The 18536-nt window shown below is 76.0% G+C and carries 21 protein-coding genes and 1 tRNA gene; 9 read left to right on the top strand and 13 right to left on the bottom strand.

Annotated features, from left to right (window positions below):
- The first annotated feature begins 156 nt into the window (after positions 1 to 156).
- From flgN to FB586_RS06280, 6 genes are all read left to right on the top strand, one after another.
- Positions 157 to 651 carry a flagellar export chaperone FlgN gene (flgN, locus tag FB586_RS06305; RefSeq protein WP_136518487.1) on the top strand — a complete coding sequence of 165 codons (495 nt, stop codon included), beginning with the start codon at positions 157 to 159 and terminating at the stop codon, positions 649 to 651.
- Positions 652 to 665: 14 nt separating this feature from the next.
- Positions 666 to 2090, top strand: coding sequence for a flagellar hook-associated protein FlgK (gene flgK / locus FB586_RS06300; protein ID WP_136518486.1), 1425 nt, complete (start codon positions 666 to 668; stop codon positions 2088 to 2090).
- A 5-nt stretch (positions 2091 to 2095) separates the two neighbouring features.
- Complete coding sequence (locus FB586_RS06295) at positions 2096 to 2983, top strand: flagellin N-terminal helical domain-containing protein (protein ID WP_136518922.1); 888 nt, start codon at positions 2096 to 2098, stop codon at positions 2981 to 2983.
- On the top strand, positions 2980 to 3420 hold the full coding sequence (gene fliW, locus FB586_RS06290; RefSeq protein WP_136518485.1) for a flagellar assembly protein FliW: 441 nt from the start codon (positions 2980 to 2982) through the stop codon (positions 3418 to 3420). Before FB586_RS06295 ends, fliW begins: the two co-directional genes overlap by 4 nt.
- Before the next feature lie 101 nt (positions 3421 to 3521).
- Positions 3522 to 4730, top strand: a complete 1209-nt coding sequence (locus FB586_RS06285; RefSeq protein WP_136518484.1) for an EAL and HDOD domain-containing protein — start codon at positions 3522 to 3524, stop codon at positions 4728 to 4730.
- Between the two features lie 41 nt (positions 4731 to 4771).
- Positions 4772 to 5350, top strand: coding sequence for a hypothetical protein (locus FB586_RS06280; protein ID WP_136518483.1), 579 nt, complete (start codon positions 4772 to 4774; stop codon positions 5348 to 5350).
- 122 nt (positions 5351 to 5472) lie between these two features.
- On the opposite strand, the gene groL is transcribed toward FB586_RS06280, so the two are convergent.
- From groL to FB586_RS06260, 4 genes are all read right to left on the bottom strand, one after another.
- Positions 5473 to 7098: a chaperonin GroEL gene (gene groL, locus FB586_RS06275; protein WP_136518482.1), complete on the bottom strand. Its 1626-nt coding sequence runs from the start codon at positions 7096 to 7098 to the stop codon at positions 5473 to 5475.
- A gap of 295 nt (positions 7099 to 7393) precedes the next feature.
- Positions 7394 to 7597, bottom strand: coding sequence for a cold-shock protein (locus FB586_RS06270; protein ID WP_136518481.1), 204 nt, complete (start codon positions 7595 to 7597; stop codon positions 7394 to 7396).
- 119 nt (positions 7598 to 7716) lie between these two features.
- Entirely contained in the window at positions 7717 to 8331 is a 615-nt protein-coding gene (locus FB586_RS06265; protein WP_168800478.1) for a LytR C-terminal domain-containing protein, read from the bottom strand.
- 96 nt (positions 8332 to 8427) lie between these two features.
- A complete protein-coding gene (locus FB586_RS06260; protein WP_187697849.1) occupies positions 8428 to 8754 on the bottom strand; it encodes a DUF3263 domain-containing protein in 327 nt (108 codons plus the stop codon).
- A 163-nt stretch (positions 8755 to 8917) separates the two neighbouring features.
- Here FB586_RS06260 and FB586_RS06255 point away from each other — a divergent pair, with 163 nt between their 5' ends.
- Positions 8918 to 9595 carry a uracil-DNA glycosylase gene (locus FB586_RS06255; protein ID WP_136518478.1) on the top strand — a complete coding sequence of 226 codons (678 nt, stop codon included), beginning with the start codon at positions 8918 to 8920 and terminating at the stop codon, positions 9593 to 9595.
- 42 nt (positions 9596 to 9637) lie between these two features.
- On the top strand, positions 9638 to 10459 hold the full coding sequence (locus FB586_RS06250; protein ID WP_136518477.1) for an SGNH/GDSL hydrolase family protein: 822 nt from the start codon (positions 9638 to 9640) through the stop codon (positions 10457 to 10459).
- A gap of 19 nt (positions 10460 to 10478) precedes the next feature.
- On the opposite strand, the gene FB586_RS06245 is transcribed toward FB586_RS06250, so the two are convergent.
- From FB586_RS06245 to FB586_RS06230, 5 genes are all read right to left on the bottom strand, one after another.
- Positions 10479 to 10874 (bottom strand): hypothetical protein, encoded by a 396-nt coding sequence (locus FB586_RS06245; RefSeq protein ID WP_136518476.1) that lies wholly within the window; start codon positions 10872 to 10874, stop codon positions 10479 to 10481.
- A gap of 240 nt (positions 10875 to 11114) precedes the next feature.
- Positions 11115 to 12266, bottom strand: a complete 1152-nt coding sequence (locus tag FB586_RS06240; protein WP_136518475.1) for a DUF4175 domain-containing protein — start codon at positions 12264 to 12266, stop codon at positions 11115 to 11117.
- Entirely contained in the window at positions 12263 to 12940 is a 678-nt protein-coding gene (locus tag FB586_RS19350) for a signal peptidase I (RefSeq protein WP_168800477.1), read from the bottom strand. Before FB586_RS19350 ends, FB586_RS06240 begins: the two co-directional genes overlap by 4 nt.
- 16 nt (positions 12941 to 12956) lie before the next feature.
- Positions 12957 to 13367 (bottom strand): hypothetical protein, encoded by a 411-nt coding sequence (locus FB586_RS19345; protein WP_168800476.1) that lies wholly within the window; start codon positions 13365 to 13367, stop codon positions 12957 to 12959.
- Positions 13368 to 13585: 218 nt separating this feature from the next.
- Positions 13586 to 14770: a sensor histidine kinase gene (locus FB586_RS06230; RefSeq protein ID WP_246036562.1), complete on the bottom strand. Its 1185-nt coding sequence runs from the start codon at positions 14768 to 14770 to the stop codon at positions 13586 to 13588.
- A 63-nt stretch (positions 14771 to 14833) separates the two neighbouring features.
- On the opposite strand from FB586_RS06230, the gene FB586_RS06225 reads away from it, so the two are divergent.
- The gene (locus FB586_RS06225) at positions 14834 to 15505 is read left to right on the top strand and encodes a response regulator (protein ID WP_136518474.1); all 672 of its coding nucleotides are present in this window, start codon (positions 14834 to 14836) and stop codon (positions 15503 to 15505) included.
- A gap of 15 nt (positions 15506 to 15520) precedes the next feature.
- Here the strand turns inward: FB586_RS06225 and FB586_RS06220 are convergent, their stop codons facing one another.
- The 4 genes from FB586_RS06220 to FB586_RS06205 all read right to left on the bottom strand — a co-directional run bounded on the left by FB586_RS06220 (position 15521) and on the right by FB586_RS06205 (position 18531).
- Positions 15521 to 16798 (bottom strand): MFS transporter, encoded by a 1278-nt coding sequence (locus FB586_RS06220; RefSeq protein WP_136518473.1) that lies wholly within the window; start codon positions 16796 to 16798, stop codon positions 15521 to 15523.
- 66 nt (positions 16799 to 16864) lie between these two features.
- Positions 16865 to 16941, bottom strand: a tRNA-Thr gene (locus FB586_RS06215).
- Between the two features lie 86 nt (positions 16942 to 17027).
- Positions 17028 to 17960 carry a DsbA family protein gene (locus FB586_RS06210; protein ID WP_136518472.1) on the bottom strand — a complete coding sequence of 311 codons (933 nt, stop codon included), beginning with the start codon at positions 17958 to 17960 and terminating at the stop codon, positions 17028 to 17030.
- A gap of 67 nt (positions 17961 to 18027) precedes the next feature.
- Entirely contained in the window at positions 18028 to 18531 is a 504-nt protein-coding gene (locus tag FB586_RS06205) for a hypothetical protein (protein ID WP_136518471.1), read from the bottom strand.
- Positions 18532 to 18536: the final 5 nt, after the last annotated feature.

Genomic DNA, 18536 nt, shown 5'->3' with positions numbered 1-18536 from the left:
CAGCGGCCGGTCGGGGACCGTCCGGCGAGGGCGCACAGGCCCACGCCGGCACCCCGCACGAAAAGTCCCCCCAGACGCATCACGTGCGACGCACCGCGGCCGATAGGGCGTGCGGACGCCGGACACGGCGGACCGATCCGGCACGGAGGTGACACTGTGACGCGCAGCCCCGCCCTCGAGCGCCTCTCGGAGGTGCTCTGGCGCGAGCGGCACCTGCTCGAGCTCCTGCTCTTCAAGCTGGAGGAGGAGCAGCTCGTCCTCACCGCCGGCCGCACGCGCTGGCTCGGCCACGCGACCCGCGAGGTGGAGTCCGTGCTCGACGAGATCCGCACGGCCGAGGTCGGCCGCGCCGTCGAGGTGGACGCCGCCGCCGCGGAGCTCGGTCTCGAGCCCGGCGCCAGCCTCGCGATGCTCGCCGAGAGCGCCCCCACCCCGTGGGACGAGATCATGCGCGCGCACCGCGACGCCTTCGCCGGGCTCACGTCCGAGATCTCCGCCCTCGCCGACGGCAACCGCGAGCTGCTCGCCGTCTCGCACCGGGCCGCGCAGGAGACCCTGCTGTCCCTGCAGGACACCGTCGACACGTACGACGGCCAGGGCCAGCGCGCCAGCGAGGCCCGTTCCGCCCAGCTCCTCGACCGGTCGATCTGAGGGACCCCGCACGCATGAGCACCTTCTCCGGCCTCGGCACCGCGCTCAGCTCGCTGATCGCGCAGCGCGTCGCCCTCGACGTCTCCGCCAACAACGTCGCGAACGCCAACACCGTCGGCTACACACGCCAGCGCGCCGTGCTGTCGTCGCTGCCCGCCTCCACGGTCCCGTCGATGTTCTCGACGTCGGACGGGATCGGCCTGGGCACCACCGCGTCGGGCGTCCAGCGCCTCGGGGACGTCTTCCTCGACAACCGCGTGCGCACCGCGGCCGCCGGGGCGGGCCGCCTCGACGTGGTCGCGGACGCGCACGCACGGCTGGAGAAGGGCATCGGCGAACCCGCCAAGACGGCCCTCGCCGCGCAGCTGTCCGACCTGTGGGCCGGCTGGTCCGACGTCGCGAACTCCAGCGACCAGGACGCCGCCCGCGCCGTGCTGCTCGAGCGGGCCGTCGCCGTCACGGACCGCCTGCACACGCTGTACTCCGCCGCCGGCACGCAGTGGGAGCAGGCGCGCACCGAGGTGACCGCGCAGGTCGAGCGCACCAACGTCGCCGCCGCCCAGGTCGCCGACCTCAACGAGCGCATCCTCGCCATCACGAACTCCGGCGCCCAGGCGCACGAGCTCGCCGACCAGCGCGACCAGCTCGTCACCGAGCTCGCGGGCCTGGTCGGCGCCACGGCCCGCGTGCGCGAGGACGGCCAGGTCGACCTGTTCGTCGGCGGCAACGCCCTCGTGCGCGGCGACAAGGTCGCCGCGCTCGAGGTCCGCGGCGCGAGCGCGTTCTCGGCCGCCACGAGCGGGCAGCCGGTGTCGGTCGTCTGGGCCGCCAAGCCGGACCAGCCCGTCGGGCTCGCCGACGGGCGCGTCGCGGGCCTGCTGACCGTCCTGGCCCCGCCCGCCGGCGGCAACGGCGGCCTGCTCACCGAGGCCGCGGCCGGCTACGACGAGCTGGCCCGCACGATCGCGGACCAGGTCAACGAGCTGCACCGCACGGGACGCACCCGCGACGGGGACCCGGGCGGGGATTTCTTCCGCTTCGAGCCGGGGCAGCCCCTCGCGCTCGGGCTGCGCGTCGCCGTGACGGACGTCGCCGAGATCGCCGCCGCCGGCCCGGACCTCGGTGCCTACGACGGCTCGGTGGCCGCGGCGATCGCGCGGCTGGGGGCGGACGCCGCCGGGCCGGACGCCCTGTGGCGCCGGACCGTCACCGACATCGGGGTGCGCACCGCCAGCGCGACGTCCCGGGCCCAGGTGGCCGCCGTCGCGCTCACCACGGCCGAGCAGCAGCAGCTCGCGAACGCGAGCGTCGACGTCGACGAGGAGACCGTGAACATGCTCGCGTACCAGCGTGCGTACGAGGGCGCGGCCCGCGTGCTCACCGCGATCGACGAGATGCTCGACACCCTGATCAACCGCACCGGCGTCGTGGGGCGGTGACGACGATGACCATCGGCCGCGTCACCCACCAGACCGTCCAGCGCTCGACCCTCGCGAACCTGCAGGCGAACCTCCAGCGCAGCGCGGAGCTCCAGGCCCGCATGTCGGCGGGCACCAAGATCACGGTCCCCTCCGACGACCCCGCGGGCGCCGCCGACCTGCTGCGCCTGCGGGCGGACCAGCGGGCCAACGTGCAGCACCAGCGCAACGCGACCGACGGCGACGCGTGGCTCACCACGGTCGACAGCGCGCTGCAGGAGTCCCTCGCGATCGTCCGCAAGGCCCGCGACCTCGCGGTGCGCGCCGGCTCGGGCGCGATGGGCGCCGAGTCCCGCGAGGCCCTCGCGGCGGAGATGGAGGCGCTCGGCGTGCAGCTGCGCGGGCAGGCGAACACGCAGTACGCCGGCCGGTCCGTCTTCGCCGGGACGGCGTCCGGCCCCGCCTTCGGCCCCGCCCCGGCGTACGCGCACGGCGGTGCGACCGGCGCGGCGGTCACGCGTCAGGTCGGGCCCGAGACGGCCGTCCGCGTGGACTCCGACGGGGCCGCCGTGTTCGGCACCGGCGCCGGCTCGGCGTTCGCGCTCCTCGACGACCTGGCGGCGACGATCCGGGCCGGCGGCGACCTCTCCGCCGGCATCGACGGGATCGACGCCCGCATGTCGGCCATGCTCCGCGAGGTCGCGTCGGTCGGCGCCCGGCACAACCAGGTGAAGAGCGCGACCGCCGGCCTCGCGGACGAGAAGGTCACGCTCGCGAGCCAGCTCTCCGCGATCGAGGACGTGGACCTCGCGCAGGCCGTGCTCGACCTGCAGGCGCAGGAGGTGGCCTACCAGGGCGCCCTCGCCGCCACCGCGAAGGTCCTGCAGCCCACGCTCCTGGACTTCCTGCGATGACCGCCGTCGTCTCCCGCGTCGCGGTCAGCACCCCCGACGGGCCGCGCGACGTCCCGTCCACGCTCCGGCTCGTCGCCGAGCTCCCCGGCCTGCCGGGCCACTCGGAGTTCGCGCTCGAGGCCCTCGACGACGAGGGCGTGCTGTTCGCGCTGCGCAGCACGCCGCAGGGCCCGCGTCCCGTCCGGCTGTTCGTCGTCGCGCCGCACGTCTTCTTCGCGGACTACGACCCGGCGCTGGACGACGACGTCGTGCGGACGCTCGACCCGCAGGCCGACGGCGCCCACCCCGTGCTCCTCGCCGTGGTCCACCCCGCCGACGACGACCGCACCCACCACTCGGTGAACCTGCTGGCGCCGGTCGTCGTCGAGCCGCACCGCGGCTGGGCCCGTCAGGTCGTCCTCGACGCCGACCTCCCCCTGCGCGCACCGCTCGGCTGACCGTCCGCGCCGGCACCCGTCCGCGCGCGGGTGGGTGCTAGCACTCAGGTACGCGGCGCCGCGGCCGATGGGGTGGCGGAACCACACCTGGGGAGGACTTTGTGCCGGAGACGACCTCGACCGCGCGTGCCGGGGCGAGCATCCACCGCCAGCCGATCGTGCACCCCGACCGCAGCGTGTTCGCCTACGCCGTGCGGGGACGCGTCCTGGGGCCGGACGGCGTGCCGCTGCCCGAGGCGTCGGCCGAGCACCTGGTCGACGCCGCCTACTCCCTCATCGACCCCGACCTCGTCGCCGGGACGCGCCCGCTCGTGGTGCGCGCGACCCGCCGCCTCCTCGCCGACCCGACGCCGTTCCTCGGCGCCCCGCACGGCCTGACGCTGGAGCTCCCGCCCACGCTCGTGGCCGAGGCGGACGTGCGCGCGCGCCTCGGCGCCCTCGCCGAGGCCGACGTGCGGGTGGCCCTCGCCGACTACACCGCCTCGCCCGAGCAGGACGCGCTGCTGCCGCACGTCCAGCTCGTCAAGGTCGACGCCGCCGCCGACCCGGCGGTGCTCGCCGACCTCGTGGCGCGTGCCGTGCAGTCCGGGACCGTCGTCATCGCCGAGCGCGCGACGACGCGCGAGCGGGTCCAGGTCGCCCTCGACGTCGGCGCGGAGCTGCTGCAGGGCCCCCTGGTGCTCAACAACGGCCCGACCGCGGCCGACCGCGCGTGGGGCGTCAGCGAGATCCAGTGCCTCGAGCTGCTCCGGCTGCTGTCGGAGGACGCGGTCGACCAGCGGGAGGTGATCCGGGTCGTCCAGACCGACCCGGTGCTCACCGTGCGGGTGCTGCACCTGGTCAACTCCTCCGCGATGGGCGTGCGCAACAAGGTCGACTCGGTGCGCCAGGCCGTCGTCCTGCTGGGTCCGCGCCACCTCGGCGCGCTGGCCACGGCGTCCCTCGTCGGCGCGACGCCGGCCTCGATGGAGGCGCTGTGGTACCTGCTCACCCGCGCGTCCGCGTGCGGCGGGCTCGCCGGCGACGACGTCGGGTACACGGTCGGCCTGCTGTCCGCGGTGTCGTCCTACCTGCGGGTGCCGGCGGCCAACGTCGTGGCGGACACGGGCGTGTCGTCGGACGTCGCGGACGCCCTCCTGCACCGCACCGGACGCTACGGCCCGGTGCTCGCCGCAGTGCTCGCGCACGAGGCGAACGACGCGGACGGCGTGCGCGCGACCGGTCTCGACGAGTACGAGGTCGCCCACGCCTACCTGGACGCGGTGCCGCGCGCACTCGCGCTGGCCAGTAACCTCGCCGCGGCCGCCTGAGCGGCGGCCGCACCGTCCCCGCTCTGCCTCCGGAGGCCCCTGTGCTCCTCGCCTCGTACGACTCCTACGACTCCGGCGCCGCCACCGGCGCCGTCGTCGGGATGATCTTCCTGGGCCTGCTCTACCTCGCCGCGATCGCGTTCGGCGTGTACCTCTACATGCGCGTCGCCCGGAAGGCCGGCTGGACGCTCTGGCACGGCCTGCTCGTCCTGGTGCCGGTCGCGAACCTCGTCTTCCTCATCATGTTCGCCTTCACGGAGTGGCCGATCGAGCGTCGCGTGCGCGAGCTCGAGGCGCGCGCGGGCCTCGCGCCCGGCGGCAGCGACCCGTACGCGTACGGTGCCGCCGGGTACGGCGCGGCCGCTCCCGTCACCGGCTACGGCGCCCCCGCGTACGGCGCCCCCACCCCGGCGGCCCCCGCGTACGGCGCGCCCGTCGGCGCCGCACCGGCGTACGGCGTCCCCGTGCAGGACGCGCCCGCCTACGGCGCCCCCGCGTACGGCGCCCCCGCCGGCGAGCAGCAGTCCGCCACCCCGTCGCCGGAGATCCCCTCGGCGCCCGGCGCGGCCGAGGCGCAGCCGCCGGCGAACCCGTGGGACCCGCCGGCCGCACCGCGCTGACCCGCACCCGACGTCCCCGTCCCGCACCCGCACGTCCGGCGCGCGGGACATGCCGAGGGCCGGCCACCCCGTGGGGGTGACCGGCCCTCGGGCCGTTCAGTCGGTCGTGGACCGGCTCAGGCTCAGAAGCCGCCGCCGAAGTCCTCGCCGCCACCGGCCGGGGCCGCGGGGGCCTTCTCCGGCTTGTCGGCCACGACGGCCTCGGTGGTGAGGAACAGACCGGCGATCGACGCGGCGTTCTGCAGCGCCGAGCGGGTCACCTTGACCGGGTCGTTGACGCCCGCGGCGAGCAGGTCCTCGTACTCGCCGGTCGCGGCGTTGAGGCCCTGGCCGGAGGGGAGGTTGCGCACCTTCTCCGCCACGACGCCGCCCTCGAGACCGGCGTTGATCGCGATCTGCTTGAGCGGGGCCTCGATCGCGACCTTCACGATCTGCGCACCCGTCGCCTCGTCGCCCTCGAGCTCGAGCTTCTCGAACGCGAGCTTGCCGGCCTGGATGAGCGCGACGCCACCACCGGCGACGATGCCCTCCTCGACGGCCGCCTTCGCGTTGCGCACGGCGTCCTCGATGCGGTGCTTGCGCTCCTTGAGCTCGACCTCGGTCGCCGCACCCGCCTTGATGACGGCGACGCCGCCCGCGAGCTTGGCGAGGCGCTCCTGCAGCTTCTCGCGGTCGTAGTCCGAGTCCGAGTTCTCGATCTCGGCGCGGATCTGGTTCACGCGGCCCTGGATCTGCGCCGCGTCGCCCGCACCCTCGACGATCGTGGTCTCGTCCTTGGTGACGACGACCTTGCGCGCCTGGCCGAGGACCTCGAGGCCCACGGTGTCGAGCTTGAGGCCGACGGTCTCGGAGACGACCTGACCGCCCGTGAGGACCGCCATGTCCTGCAGCATCGCCTTGCGGCGGTCGCCGAAGCCCGGGGCCTTGACGGCGACGGACTTGAACGTGCCGCGGATCTTGTTGACGACGAGCGTGGCCAGGGCCTCGCCCTCGACGTCCTCGGCGACGATGAAGAGCGGCTTGCCGGCCTGGATGACCTTCTCCAGCAGCGGCAGCAGGTCCTTGACGTTCGAGATCTTCGACTCGACGAGCAGGACGTACGCGTCCTCGAGGACCGCCTCCTGGCGCTCCGGGTCCGTCACGAAGTACGCCGACAGGTAGCCCTTGTCGAAGCGCATGCCCTCGGTGAGCTCGAGCTCGAGGCCGAGGCCCGAGGACTCCTCGACGGTGATGACACCCTCCTTGCCCACCTTGTCGAGGGCCTCGGCGATGAGCTCGCCGATCTGGGTGTCCGCGGCGGAGATGGCGGCCGTGGCGGCGATCTCCTCCTTGGTCTCGATCTCCTTGGCCTGGTTGAGCAGCTGCGCCGTGACCGCCTCGACGGCCTTCTCGATGCCCTTCTTCAGGGCGATCGGGTTGGCGCCGGCGGCGACGTTGCGCAGACCCTCCCGGACGAGCGCCTGGGCGAGGACGGTGGCCGTCGTGGTGCCGTCACCGGCGACGTCGTCCGTCTTCTTGGCGACCTCCTTGACGAGCTCCGCACCGATCTTCTCGTACGGGTCCTCGAGCTCGATCTCCTTGGCGATGGAGACGCCGTCGTTGGTGATCGTCGGCGCGCCCCACTTCTTGTCGAGCACGACGTTGCGGCCCTTCGGGCCGAGGGTGACCTTGACGGTGTCGGCGAGGGTGTTGAGCCCGCGCTCCATGCTCCGCCGGGCCTCCTCGTTGAAGGCGATGATCTTGGCCATGGGGCTGTGATCCTTCTTCCGGTTCGTGGGTCGGCCGGTCGGTGCCCGCGACGGACGGACGACCGCGCACGCTCCTGTCGCGCGCGCGATCGCCCTCACCTGACGGCCGTGGTGCTGCTGTCACTCTCCACCGGAGAGTGCTAAGTCAATGGTTAGCACTCGACCCCTGCGAGTGCAAGCAGCACCGACCCCGCCCGTGGACGACGACGGCCCGGTCGCGCGCGTGCGCGACCGGGCCGTTCGGTGCGGGCGGGGCACCCGCGGTGCTCGGTGCGGGCGCAGGGCCCGCGGTGCGTCAGAGGGGGCGGACCTGCTCGGCCTGCGGGCCCTTGGTGCCCTGGCCGACCTCGAAGTCCACCGCCTGCCCCTCCTCGAGGGAGCGGTACCCCGAGCTCTGGATCGCGCTGTAGTGGACGAAGAGGTCCTGGCCGCCGCCGTCCGGCGTGATGAAGCCGTACCCCTTCTCCGCGTTGAACCACTTGACCGTGCCCTGCGCCATGCCGTGCTCCTCGCCCTCCGTGGGCCGGGACGCTCCGCCGTCGCCCCGGTGCGTGGAGCCTAGTGGCGCCCTGTGCGCGCGACCAGGGGGTTCGCCCGGCCGCCGAGGCCGTCGTGCGGTCAGCCCTCGGGGTCGGAGACGAGCAGGACGACGATGCCCGCGCCCGCCCTCGCCGGGTCGACCGCGATCGTCGGGACCCCCGTCGTGGACGCCACGAGGTCCGCGGTGGCGCGCTGGTCCTCGGACGCGATGTAGACGGTCGACTCGTCCGGCAGCTCGTCCGTCGCGTTGTCGGGCGTGACGGACGTGAAGCCCGCCGCGCGCAGGCCGTCGGCGACGCGCCCCGCGAGCCCGGGGACGCGGGCGCCGTTGAGCACCTCGACCGGGGTCGACAGGACGGGCGACGGGGCGGGCACCTCGGGGGCCGGCGCGCTCGCCTCGGGCTCCGCCCCGCCCTCGCCCTCGGCCGGGGGCGCCGAGGCGGCGGGGTCCTCGGGCGCGGGGGTCTCCTCCTCCGCCGCCGGGGCGCTGCCGCCGCCGACGACCGGCAGGTCGCCGGTCCGGGACAGGTACGACACGACGCCGTACGCGAGCACCGGCACCACCAGCAGGACGACGAGGAACGGCCACCAGCGGCTCCAGGCCGAGCGCGGGGCGCGGTGCACGCCGCGGGGGCCGTCGGGCGGCACGACGTCGAACTCGTCGTCCGGGTAGGGGTAGTCCGCCTTGCTCACGGCGGCAAGGCTAACCGGTGCGCCGGTGCGCACCGGGGACCGCCGCACGGGCACCGTGCCGGTGTCCGTGCGCGCCCCGCGAGGGCCGGGGCTCGCTCAGCCGTCGGCGCCGAGGCGGCGGGCGGTGCGGGCGCGCTGGCGCGAGGACCGCATCCGGCGCAGGCGCTTGACGAGCATCGGGTCGTGCGCGAGCGCGGCCGGGTCGTCGATCAGCGCGTTGAGCAGCTGGTAGTACCGCGTGGCCGACATGTCGAACAGCTCGCGGATCGCCTGCTCCTTGGCGCCGGCGTACTTCCACCACTGGCGCTCGAACGCCAGCACCGCCTGGTCCCGCTCGGAGAGCGCCGCGCCGTCGGCGGGACGGGGGTCGGCCGGACGGGTCTCGTCGAGGGTCGCGGTCGCGCTGCTCGCCGTGGCGTCCATTGGTGCCTCCGGTCCGTCGGGTGCCTCGCCCACGCGCCGGGGACGCCGGCACGTGCGCCGCCCTCGCGGACGGCCCGGCCATGCTACGGGCCGAACCACACGGGTGTCATTCGCCGCGCGGCGACGTACCACCCCCGGCGGGACGCCGGTAGCCTTCCCCGCCGTGGTCCCCGCACCCCTCGACCGGCTCGTCGCACCCGACTGGGCGCGCGCGCTCGCGCCCGCGGAGCCCGCGCTGCGCGCAGCGGGCGAGTTCCTGCGCGCCGAGGTCGCCGCGGGGCGCGGGTACCTGCCGGCCGGCGACGCCGTGCTGCACGCGTTCCGCCGCCCGCTGGCCGACGTGCGCGTGCTCGTCGTCGGCCAGGACCCCTACCCGACCCCGGGCCACCCGATGGGTCTGTCGTTCTCGGTCCAGCCGGACGTGCGCCCGCTCCCCCGCTCGCTCGCCAACGTCTTCACCGAGCTGGTGGCCGACGTCGGCACCCCGCCCCCGTCGACGGGCGACCTGACGCCGTGGGCCGACCAGGGCGTCATGCTGCTCAACCGCGTGCTGACGGTGCGGCCCGGCGCGCCCGCCTCGCACCGCGGCAAGGGCTGGGAGCAGCTGACCGACCGGGCCATCGCGGCCCTCGTGGAGCGCGGCGGCCCGCTCGTCGCCGTGCTCTGGGGCCGCGACGCCCAGCAGCTGCGTCCCGCGCTCGGCGACGTGCCGGTCGTCGCGAGCCCGCACCCCAGCCCGCTGTCCGCGAGCCGCGGCTTCTTCGGCTCGCGCCCGTTCTCCCGCGTGAACGAGCTGCTCGTCGCGCAGGGGGCCGAGCCGGTCGACTGGACGCTCCCCTGAGGCCGGTGCGGACCTGTCGGCGGGAGCGGGCATAGTGGACGCGTGAGCGTCACCGACCGGCCCGACGAGACCACGACCGCACCCCGCTGGACCCGCTACGTCGCCGTCGGCGACTCCTTCTCCGAGGGGCTGTGGGACGACCCGGACGGCCGCGACGCACCCCAGCGCGGCTGGGCCGACCAGCTCGCGTCGCACCTGTCGCTGCGGCGCACGGCCGCGGGCCTCGCGCCGCTGGAGTACGCGAACCTCGCCGTCCGCGGCCGCCTCCTGCGCCCGATCCTGCGGGACCAGGTGCCGGCCGCCCTCGCGCTCGAGCCGGACCTGGTCAGCGTGATCGGCGGCGGCAACGACATGCTGCGGCCGTCGGTCGACGTGGACGGGCTCGCGGACGAGCTCGAGCGCACGGTCGTGCGCGTGCGCGCCACCGGTGCCGACGTCCTGCTCGGCACCGGGTTCGACGTGCGGGACAGCCCGCTCGTGCGGGCGACGCGGGCGCGGGTCGCCGTCTACAACACCCACGTGTGGTCGATCGCGCGGCGGCACGGCGCGTACGTGCTCGACCTGTGGGGCATGCGCAGCCTCGCCGACTGGCGGATGTGGGCCGAGGACCGGATCCACCTCACCACCGACGGCCACACGCGGGTGGCGCAGGCGGCGCTCGTCGCGCTCGGCCTGCCCCCCGAGCGGGACGACTGGGACGACCCGCTGGCCCCGCTGCCGCCCGCGCCCCGGCGGGACCGGGTGCTCGCGGACGCCCGCTGGCTGCGCGAGCACGCGTACCCGTGGGCGCGCCGGCGGCTGCAGGGGCGGTCGTCGGGCGACCGGCTGCGGCCGAAGCGGCCGGACCCGACGCCGCTCGTCTGAGCGGCCCCGCCGCGCCGGCTCAGCCCGGGGCGAGGACCCAGCGCGCCGCCGCCACCGGCCCCGGCACGTCGTCGGGCAGCACGTGCACCGTGCCGGCGCCCAGCCCGACGGCGGACCGGTGGACGAGGTCGCCGCGCGCGTCGACGTACGTGACGACGGCCCGGACCCCGTCGCAGTCGGCGGGCACCTGCTCGAAGCGCACCCCGCTGACGCCGAACCCGCTGCCGTCGTCGCCGAGGGCGACCTCGTACCCCCACACGACGTCGGCCGCCGTGCACACCGCCTGGTCCGCGGCCGGCAGGTGGTCCGCCGCCTGCGCGGAGGACCAGAGCCCGGCGGCGCCGAGCGCGCCGAGGGCTGCCGCCCAGCGCATCCTGCGCGGGGTCGGCCGTACGAGGACGTGGCGTGCGACCACAGCCCCTCCCGTCCGTGGGTGGGTGCGCCCTCCCGTCCGTGGGAGGGTGCTCGCGCGTCCTTGCGCGATGGCGTCACGCTACGTCCGGCGGGGGCGGGGGGCCACGCCGCGAGGGCCCGGGCGGCGCCTTCCACCCGGGCGGAGCAGCGGGCTGACGGCGGCGCCGGCGGGCCCATGTCGGCAGGCCGGCCGCGGTCCTGAGAGGTCGCCGCGCGGTTCACCCGGGCGCAGCAGGGGCGCTCACCAGCGCGAGACGCAGGCCGCCATCTCGAGGCTCTCGGTGCCCTTCAGCGCGCCGTACGTGCCGTTGCGCATCGTGACGACCGAGCCCGACGTCGTGACGGTGCGCTGGCTGTCCGAGAGGGAGACGCTCACGCGCGCCGTGCCCCCGGGGTACGAGCGGACGTGCGCCAGGGCGGCCGCCAGGTCGACGCTCGCGGTCCAGCCGACGTTGAAGGGGCTGGTCCCGTTGCCGCGCACCAGGACGGCGTAGCAGACGTCCACCTGGCCGCTCCACGTGCTCGGCGGCGCGTCCCAGCGGGTCTGCGTCACCGTGACCGAGTACGCGGAGCGGACGTCCGGCTGCAGCGGCAGCTGGCGGTTGCAGAGCGTCAGGGTCCGCTCGGTGGGGTACGGGTCGCCCGCCGCAGTGGACAGGTACCGGAAGTCGCCCCAGTCCCGCAGCCGGCCCGCGATCTGCAGCCGTCCCCGCGTCGGGGTGTCGCGCAGCATCTGCGCGGTCTCGCCGTCGCCCTCCAGCACGTAGTGCTCGGCGACGGTGTCCCCGTACCAGGGCGCCGCCTGCTGCATCACCTCGAGGCGCCACTCGACGGGCTGGGCGGACGTCGCGCGCACCGTCACCGCCACGCACGCCTGCCGGTCGTCGTCGCCGATCGTCCAGCGGCGGTCGGTGATGACGATGCCCTGTGCGGCCTCGACGACGGCGTCGTCACCGGGCGCGGCGAGGACGGCGAGGGTCGCGGGCCGCACCCAGCCGGCGACGCGCACCGACACCGCCGTCCCGGGTGCGACCGTGACCGGGGGGTTCGCGGGCACGCTCGCACGTCCGGCGACGGTGCCGACGAGCGTGCGCGTGGCGCCGGTGCTGGTGACGACCCAGACCTCGAGCCGTGCGGTGCCGGGGCAGCGGGACACGTCGAGACCGCTCACGGCGACGCTGCTCGCGTCCGTGCGGGCGGCGGGCGTGACGACGGCGGTGCCGGTCGCGCAGCCGGTGGACGTGGTCGCCCACACGCGGGTCACCGGCGCGATCGGCAGCGTCGCGGCGCTCGCGCCGCCCACGCCCGCCAGGAGCGCCGTGACGGCCACGAGCACCGTGACCACGGCCGCACGGGCACGCGCCACGGCGGGACGCACGGGCCCGCCGGTCACGGCTGCGACCCGGCCGCGCCGCTCGTCGCCGCCCGCGCGCCGGCGGGGCCGCGGGTGCCGGCGTCCGCCCGGTCGGCGTCCTGCTCCGCGTCCTGGCCCGCGGCCCGGTCCTCGTCCGGGTCGGCGTCCTCGTCCGGGTCGGCGTCCTCGTCGGCGTCCCTGTCCTGCTCCTCGTCCTCCTCCGCGCGGCCGGGCCAGAGCAGGATGCCGAGGCCGACGACGACGAGGCTGACCCAGACCCACGGGTTCGTGACCAGCAGCCCGACGCGCCCCACCGCGGGCACGTGCACCCGGGCGATCCCCACGACGTCCTCGTCGGTCGGCACGAACGGGTCGACCTCGGGGTTGTTGTCGCCCTGGACGACGAGGCCGTCGGCGTCGCGCCCGACGACGCGGTGGATGATGCGCGCGTCCCCGTAGCCCTCGGGGGTGTAGACGACGACGTCCCCCACCTGCGGCGTGCCGCAGCGGGAGAGCACGAGGTCGCCCGTGTAGTAGGTGGGCTCCATCGAGTGACCCGAGACCACGGTCAGGCTCGTGCAGCCGCCGAGGCTGGTCGGCCACAGCAGGACGCCGGCCACGAGGGCCAGCGCGTACACGACCGCGTTCCCGGCAGCACGCAGCACCCGACGCCCGCGAGGGGCGTCGGGTGCGGTGTGCTGCTGCGGGGTCACCGATCGGGTCGGTGCGTCAGTAGATGGTGACGGCCACGGAGGCGATGGCCTGCGCGTCGCCGGCGATCGGCGCGGTGACGGGCCCGCCGTTGGCGAGCGTCGCGACGGTGTGCGTGGTGCCGATCTGGGCGCCGGAGGCGTCGAGGAGGGCGACCTTGACCGACTCGCCGTTGCACGTGGCGTCGAAGCCGCTGACCGTGACCGTGCTCGAGCGGAACTTCCCCTCCGAGAGGGTCGGGTCGGCGAACGCGACGGTGAGCGGAGCGGTCTGGCACGCGCCGGCGACCTGGACGCCCGCCTGCATCTGCGGCTGGGGCGAGCTGAAGGAGAGCTGCGACGCGGAGGCGAGGGACAGGCCGGCCACGCCGACGACGGCGAGCGAGACGGCGAGGACCTTGCGGGTGCGGGACGAACGGCTGCTGGACATGGCGACTCCTGGACGGGTGGGCTGAGGGGGTGCTCGGGTGACCGTAGGCGGCCGCCCGTGCTTCCTGGACGTACGTCTAGGTGGCCGCACCCACCCCTGCACGTCGAGCGGTGTCTTTCACCTGAACGGGAGCAGACGTCCCGGACTGGTCCGGAGGAACCGGACACGCTGTCTCGGCTCCTTGTGACAGCCGCCCGTGACGGCCCATGAGACGCAGGTCACCCGGGTGTCGGGGCGGTCCGCCGTCCGTCCTCCGCAGGTGCCAGGGGCAGCCGGGCCTCCACACGCGCACCCGTGGTGGGCCCGGGGCCCACCGCCAGCCGCCCGCCCACGACCGCCAGGCGCTCCGCGAGCCGGGACGTGCCGGAGGCGGGGTCGACGCGCCGGGGCGCGTACAGGTCCCCGTCGTTCACCACCTCGATGAGGAGCACGTCGTCGACGAGGTCGAGCACGACGTCGACGCGGCGCGGCGGCCCGTTCTTCAGCGCGTTCGTCACCGCCTCCTCGACGACCCGCAGCGCCAGCAGGCGGTCGGAGACGACGAGGTCCTCCCGCGTCGGGTCGTCGCGCTCGCGCACCGCGGCGCTCGCCCGCAGGCTGGTGGCGATCGTCGCGGGCAGGCGGCTCAGCAGGGCACGGACCGCGGGGACCAGGCCCAGCTCCAGCCGGTCGGGGTACAGCAGCCGGCTCATGCGGCGCACGTCCGCGTCACGCGCCTCCGCGAGCTGGTCGCGCACCCACGCGAGGTCGTCGGCGGCCTCCTCGCAGCCGGGCCGGCGGCGCAGCAGCTCGGCGACGCGCGTCTCGACGAGGACCAGGCGCTGCTGGAGCGTGCCGTGCAGGCCCTCGGCGACCTGGCGCCGGACGCGGATCTCCTCGTTCTCGAGCGCGCGCACCGCGAGCTCGACCGCGACGGCCGCCCGTTCCGCCGCCCGGGTGCGGGCGCGCGCGCCGCGCAGCCAGAGCATGGCCCACGCCCCGATGCCGGCGGACACCAGGGTGGCGACGAACCCGCCCAGCAGCTCGGCCTGCTGGGAGGCGACGTCGTCGCGCGCGTACACGCCGGCGACGAGCTGCGCGGCCACGCGGGCGGCCGCGGTGAGCGCGGCGGCGAGCACCACGCGGCGCCCCACGCCCCACGCGCCCCGGGCGGCGTGCACCTGCAGCACCGCGAGCGCCAGGGCGAGCGTCGCGACGGCCACCGCGTTGGCCGCGAGCCGCTGGACGAGGTCCACGTGCGCCCACGCGGGCACGAGCTGGGCGTAGATGTACGCGCTCTGCAGGGAGGCTCCGACCCCGTACCCGAGGGCCACCAGCGCCGACACGCCGACCAGCACACGCCGGTCGGCGGCGGCGTCGCTGCGCCTCGCCGCGGGGGACGTGCCCCCGGTCCCGCCCGTCATCCCGCTCCCGACCCCCGCCGTGCCCGCGCGCACGATGGGCGCGCGACGACCATACTGGCCGCGATGACAGCACCCGACGACCGCCGGCTCCGCGTCGCCGTCGTGGAGGACCAGCCGCTCTTCCGCGCCATGCTGCGCCGCACGCTCGAGGTGGCGGACGACCTGGAGGTCGTCGCGACGCTCGAGTCGACGGGCGAGGCCCGCCGCGTCCTGCGGCCCGGGGTCGTCGACGTCGTCGTCATGGACATCGACCTGCCGGACGGCAACGGCATCGCCCTCGGCGTGCAGCTGCGGCGCGAGCAGCCCGACCTCGGCGTGCTGCTGCTGTCCGCGCACGACGCGATGGACCTGCTCCTGGACCTGCCGCAGGACGTGGCGCACGGGTGGGGGTACCTGTCGAAGACGAGCATGACCGACGAGGCGGGCCTCCTGGACGCGGTGCGTGCCGCCGCGGCGGGACGCACCGTGCTCGACCCGGCCCTGCTCGAGCAGATGACGCCGCGCCTCGGCTCGTCGGTGGCACGGCTGACCAAGCGGCAGTTCGCGGTGCTGCGGCTGCTCGCGCAGGGGCTGTCGAACGCCGGGATCGCCGAACGGCTCGGCATCACCGAGAAGTCGGTGCAGAACCACGTGTACGCGGTCTACGCGACGCTGGGCATCGACACGGACCCGGCCCGCAACCCGCGCGTGAGCGCGGCCCTGCGGCTGCTCGAGGAGACCGGCCCGGCGCTCTGAGGCCCGCCGCGCCGCTCAGGGCCCCGGCGCGCTGCCGTCGGGAGCGGCGGGGCGCCCGTCCGGGCGCAGCCCGGCCGCCACGCGCGTCCGCCGCGACGCGTGCACCGACCAGCGCGGCACGGTGCGCGCGAGCGCGCCGGCCGCCGCGACGCCGATCGCACCCGTCGCCAGCACGCCCGCCGCGAGGCTGCCGAGCGCGGCGCCGGCGGACACGACGAGCGGGCCGGCCGCCACGCCGGAGTCCTGCAGCAGGCGCCACACGCCGAGGAACGCCGACCGCCGGTCGGGCGGCGCGACGTCCGACCCGAGGGTCATGAGCAGGCCGGAGCTCACGCCGTTGCCCGCGCCCAGCAGCATGGCGACCGCCGCGAGGCCGGCGGCCGTCGTCGTGGTCGGGAGCACGAGCATCGCGGCCGCCATGAGCAGCATCGACGGGACCGCGACGGCCAGCCTCCCCCGCCGGTCCATGACCCGGCCGGCGGGGTAGAACAGCAGCACGTCGAGCGCGCCGGCGACGCCGAAGAGCAGGCTGGTCGTCGCCGGGGCCAGGCCCAGGTGCTCGCCCCACAGCGGCACCACCTGCTGACGGGCGCCGCGCACGGCGCCCACGAGCAGCACCGCGCCGCCGAGCGTCACCAGCACGTGGCGGTGGTCGCGCGCGACGGCGAGCACCGAGGCCCGCGCCCCGCGCACGCGCTCCGGGCCCTCGACGTCCGGCACGGCGACGAGCACGACCACCGCGAGCGCGGTGGTCGCCACCGCGAGCCAGAACGCCGCGGGCGTGGCGGTCAGGTGCACGACCGCGGCGCCGAGGAACGGGCCGAGGAACACGCCGATCCGGCCGACGCCGCCGAGCGTGGAGAGGGCGCGGGCGCGGTAGAGGACGGGCGTGATGCCCGTGACGTACGACTGCCGCGCGAGCAGGAACACGGCGTTCGCGGCGCCGAGCGCGAGCACGCCGACGGCGAGCAGCGCGACCCGGTCGGCCAGCGCGCACCCGACGAGCGCGACGACGGACACGGCCGACGCCACGAGCATCGCCGCGCGGTCGCCGATGCGGGCGGCGAGGGCGCCGGCGGGCAGGTCGGCGAGCAGCTGCCCGACGCCCAGGAGCGCCGCGAGCACGCCCGCGGTCGCGAGGTCCGCACCGAGCTCGACGGCGCGCACCGCCACGACCGGCACGACCGCGCCGATGCCGAGCTCGAACACGAGCGCGGGCAGGTACACGCCGAGCACCGCGGTGCGGGACAGGAACCCGCCGCGCGCGGTGGGCCGGGCGTCGTCGTGGGACATCCGGGCCAGTCTCGCCGCACCGGGCTGCACCCGCCGCCGTGGGCCGTCCACCGGGACGGCGCGTGGTGGAGCCCCCTGTCGGATTCGAACCGACGACCTGCTGTTTACAAGACAGCTGCTCTGGCCAGCTGAGCTAAGGAGGCGAGTGGCGCCAGCCTACCGGCCGGCACCCGGCGCTCCGCGGGCGCCCGCCCCCGTGGGGACGGGCGCCCGCGGGACGCCGCGCGGGTCAGCCCTGCTCGGCGGCCGCGGCGCGCACGGCCTCGGCCAGCGGGCCCGGCTGGTAGAGCAGCCCCTGCTCGTTCTGGCTCGCGGGCCACTTCTGCCCGTTGATGCGGACCGACGGCGTGCTGATGCCGCCGAGGTCGGTGTTCGCCTGCTCGGTCGCGGCGACGACCCACGGCGAGAAGGTGCGCCACGTGCCGTCGCGCTCCTCGTTGCCGTCGTCCGTGGCGATCTCGTACGTGCCGTCGACGGTCGCGGTGAACTGCTCGACGACGTCCGCCGGGACGCCGACGCCCTCGGCGATCTCGCCGATCTCCGCGTCGGTCAGGCCCGAGGAGCCCTCCTCCGGCTGGTTGTCGTACATCGCCGTGATGAAGTCCGCGACGTGCTCCGGCGACTGGTCGGCGACGACCGCGAGCGCGTTGGCGGCGCGGGTCGAGAAGAACGTGCCCTGCGAGGTCCCGTCGAGGAACGAGATCGGCTTGTAGACGACGGTGATGCCCTCCTCGGCGGAGAGCGCCTCGAGGTCCGCGGCGTTGGCCTCGTCGAACTGGCCGCAGTAGGGGCACATGAAGTCGAAGTAGACCTCGACGGTGGTGTCGTCCTCGCCGGTCTCGCCGACGCCGGCCGCGCTGACGGGGATGCCGCCGCCGGCGGCGGTGGACGGGGCCTCGACGTCGTCGAGCGTCGGCGCGACGACCGTCTCCTCGCCGCCGCCGTACTGCACGGTGCCGTACGCCTCGGCTCGCTCGGCGCCCTGGCGCACGATCGCGACGATCACGACGGCGAGGACCGCGACGGCGGCGAGCAGGCCGCCGATGGCGAGCAGGCGGTTGCGCTTGGCGCGGCGCTCCTGCTCCTGGCGCATGGCCTGCGCCTTGGCGCGGGCGTCCTCGCGCCGCGCCGCCTTGGTGGGACGAGGGTCGTTGGTGGGCATGGGTGCTCCTGGTCTGCGGGTGCCGGCGCTGCCGGCGGGACGTGCGGACGCGCGACCGGCGGACCGGTCAGCACGCCACGGGCGGCCCCCGGCGCGGACGGACGAGCACGAGGCCCCGGTCGTGCCGCACGAGCACGGGCAGGACGGGGGCGGTGAGGCGGACCTGCGGGACGGCTGGCTGGACGGCCGCGGTGGGCCGGCGGACGACGGCGGCCGCGGCGAGCGCCCGGACGACACTGCCGGCGCGGCGCAGGACGACGCCGAGGCCCAGACCGGCGGCCGCGAGCAGCACGTGGGCCACGAGCACGGGCACGGTCACCGTGAGCAGCAGCACGGCGCCCTGCGCGGTGTCCCCGAGCGCGTAGGCGCCCTGCGGGCAGTGGGCGGCCGAGGCGAGCACCTCGAGGCGCAGGCCGAGGGCGGCGGCCGGCCCGTCCGCGGGGACGCACCGGTGCACCAGGACGCGCCCCTGCGCGGCGACGAGCAGCGGCGTGACGGCCAGCAGGGCGCCGGCGAGCGTCACGGCGCGGGCGCGCGCGTGCCGCAGCCCGGGTCCACGACGCGCTCGCACGCGCC

This window comes from Cellulomonas telluris (assembly GCF_004886325.1).
GTDB classification, from domain to species: Bacteria; Actinomycetota; Actinomycetes; order Actinomycetales; family Cellulomonadaceae; genus Cellulomonas; species Cellulomonas telluris.
Note: the sequence above shows the minus strand (reverse complement) of the source record. Positions and strands in the feature narration are given on the sequence as shown.

Coding starts and splice junctions, on each gene's coding strand:
- fliW (WP_136518485.1), top strand. CDS start 2,980: ATGACCGCCGTCGTCTCCCGCGTCGCGGTCAGCACCCCCGACGGGCCG.
- FB586_RS06230 (WP_246036562.1), bottom strand. CDS start 14,770: ATGACGGGCGGGACCGGGGGCACGTCCCCCGCGGCGAGGCGCAGCGAC.
- groL (WP_136518482.1), bottom strand. CDS start 7,098: ATGGCCAAGATCATCGCCTTCAACGAGGAGGCCCGGCGGAGCATGGAG.
- FB586_RS06260 (WP_187697849.1), bottom strand. CDS start 8,754: ATGGACGCCACGGCGAGCAGCGCGACCGCGACCCTCGACGAGACCCGT.
- FB586_RS06210 (WP_136518472.1), bottom strand. CDS start 17,960: ATGCCCACCAACGACCCTCGTCCCACCAAGGCGGCGCGGCGCGAGGAC.
- FB586_RS06225 (WP_136518474.1), top strand. CDS start 14,834: ATGACAGCACCCGACGACCGCCGGCTCCGCGTCGCCGTCGTGGAGGAC.
- FB586_RS06295 (WP_136518922.1), top strand. CDS start 2,096: ATGACCATCGGCCGCGTCACCCACCAGACCGTCCAGCGCTCGACCCTC.
- flgK (WP_136518486.1), top strand. CDS start 666: ATGAGCACCTTCTCCGGCCTCGGCACCGCGCTCAGCTCGCTGATCGCG.
- FB586_RS06220 (WP_136518473.1), bottom strand. CDS start 16,798: ATGTCCCACGACGACGCCCGGCCCACCGCGCGCGGCGGGTTCCTGTCC.
- FB586_RS19345 (WP_168800476.1), bottom strand. CDS start 13,367: ATGTCCAGCAGCCGTTCGTCCCGCACCCGCAAGGTCCTCGCCGTCTCG.
- FB586_RS06270 (WP_136518481.1), bottom strand. CDS start 7,597: ATGGCGCAGGGCACGGTCAAGTGGTTCAACGCGGAGAAGGGGTACGGC.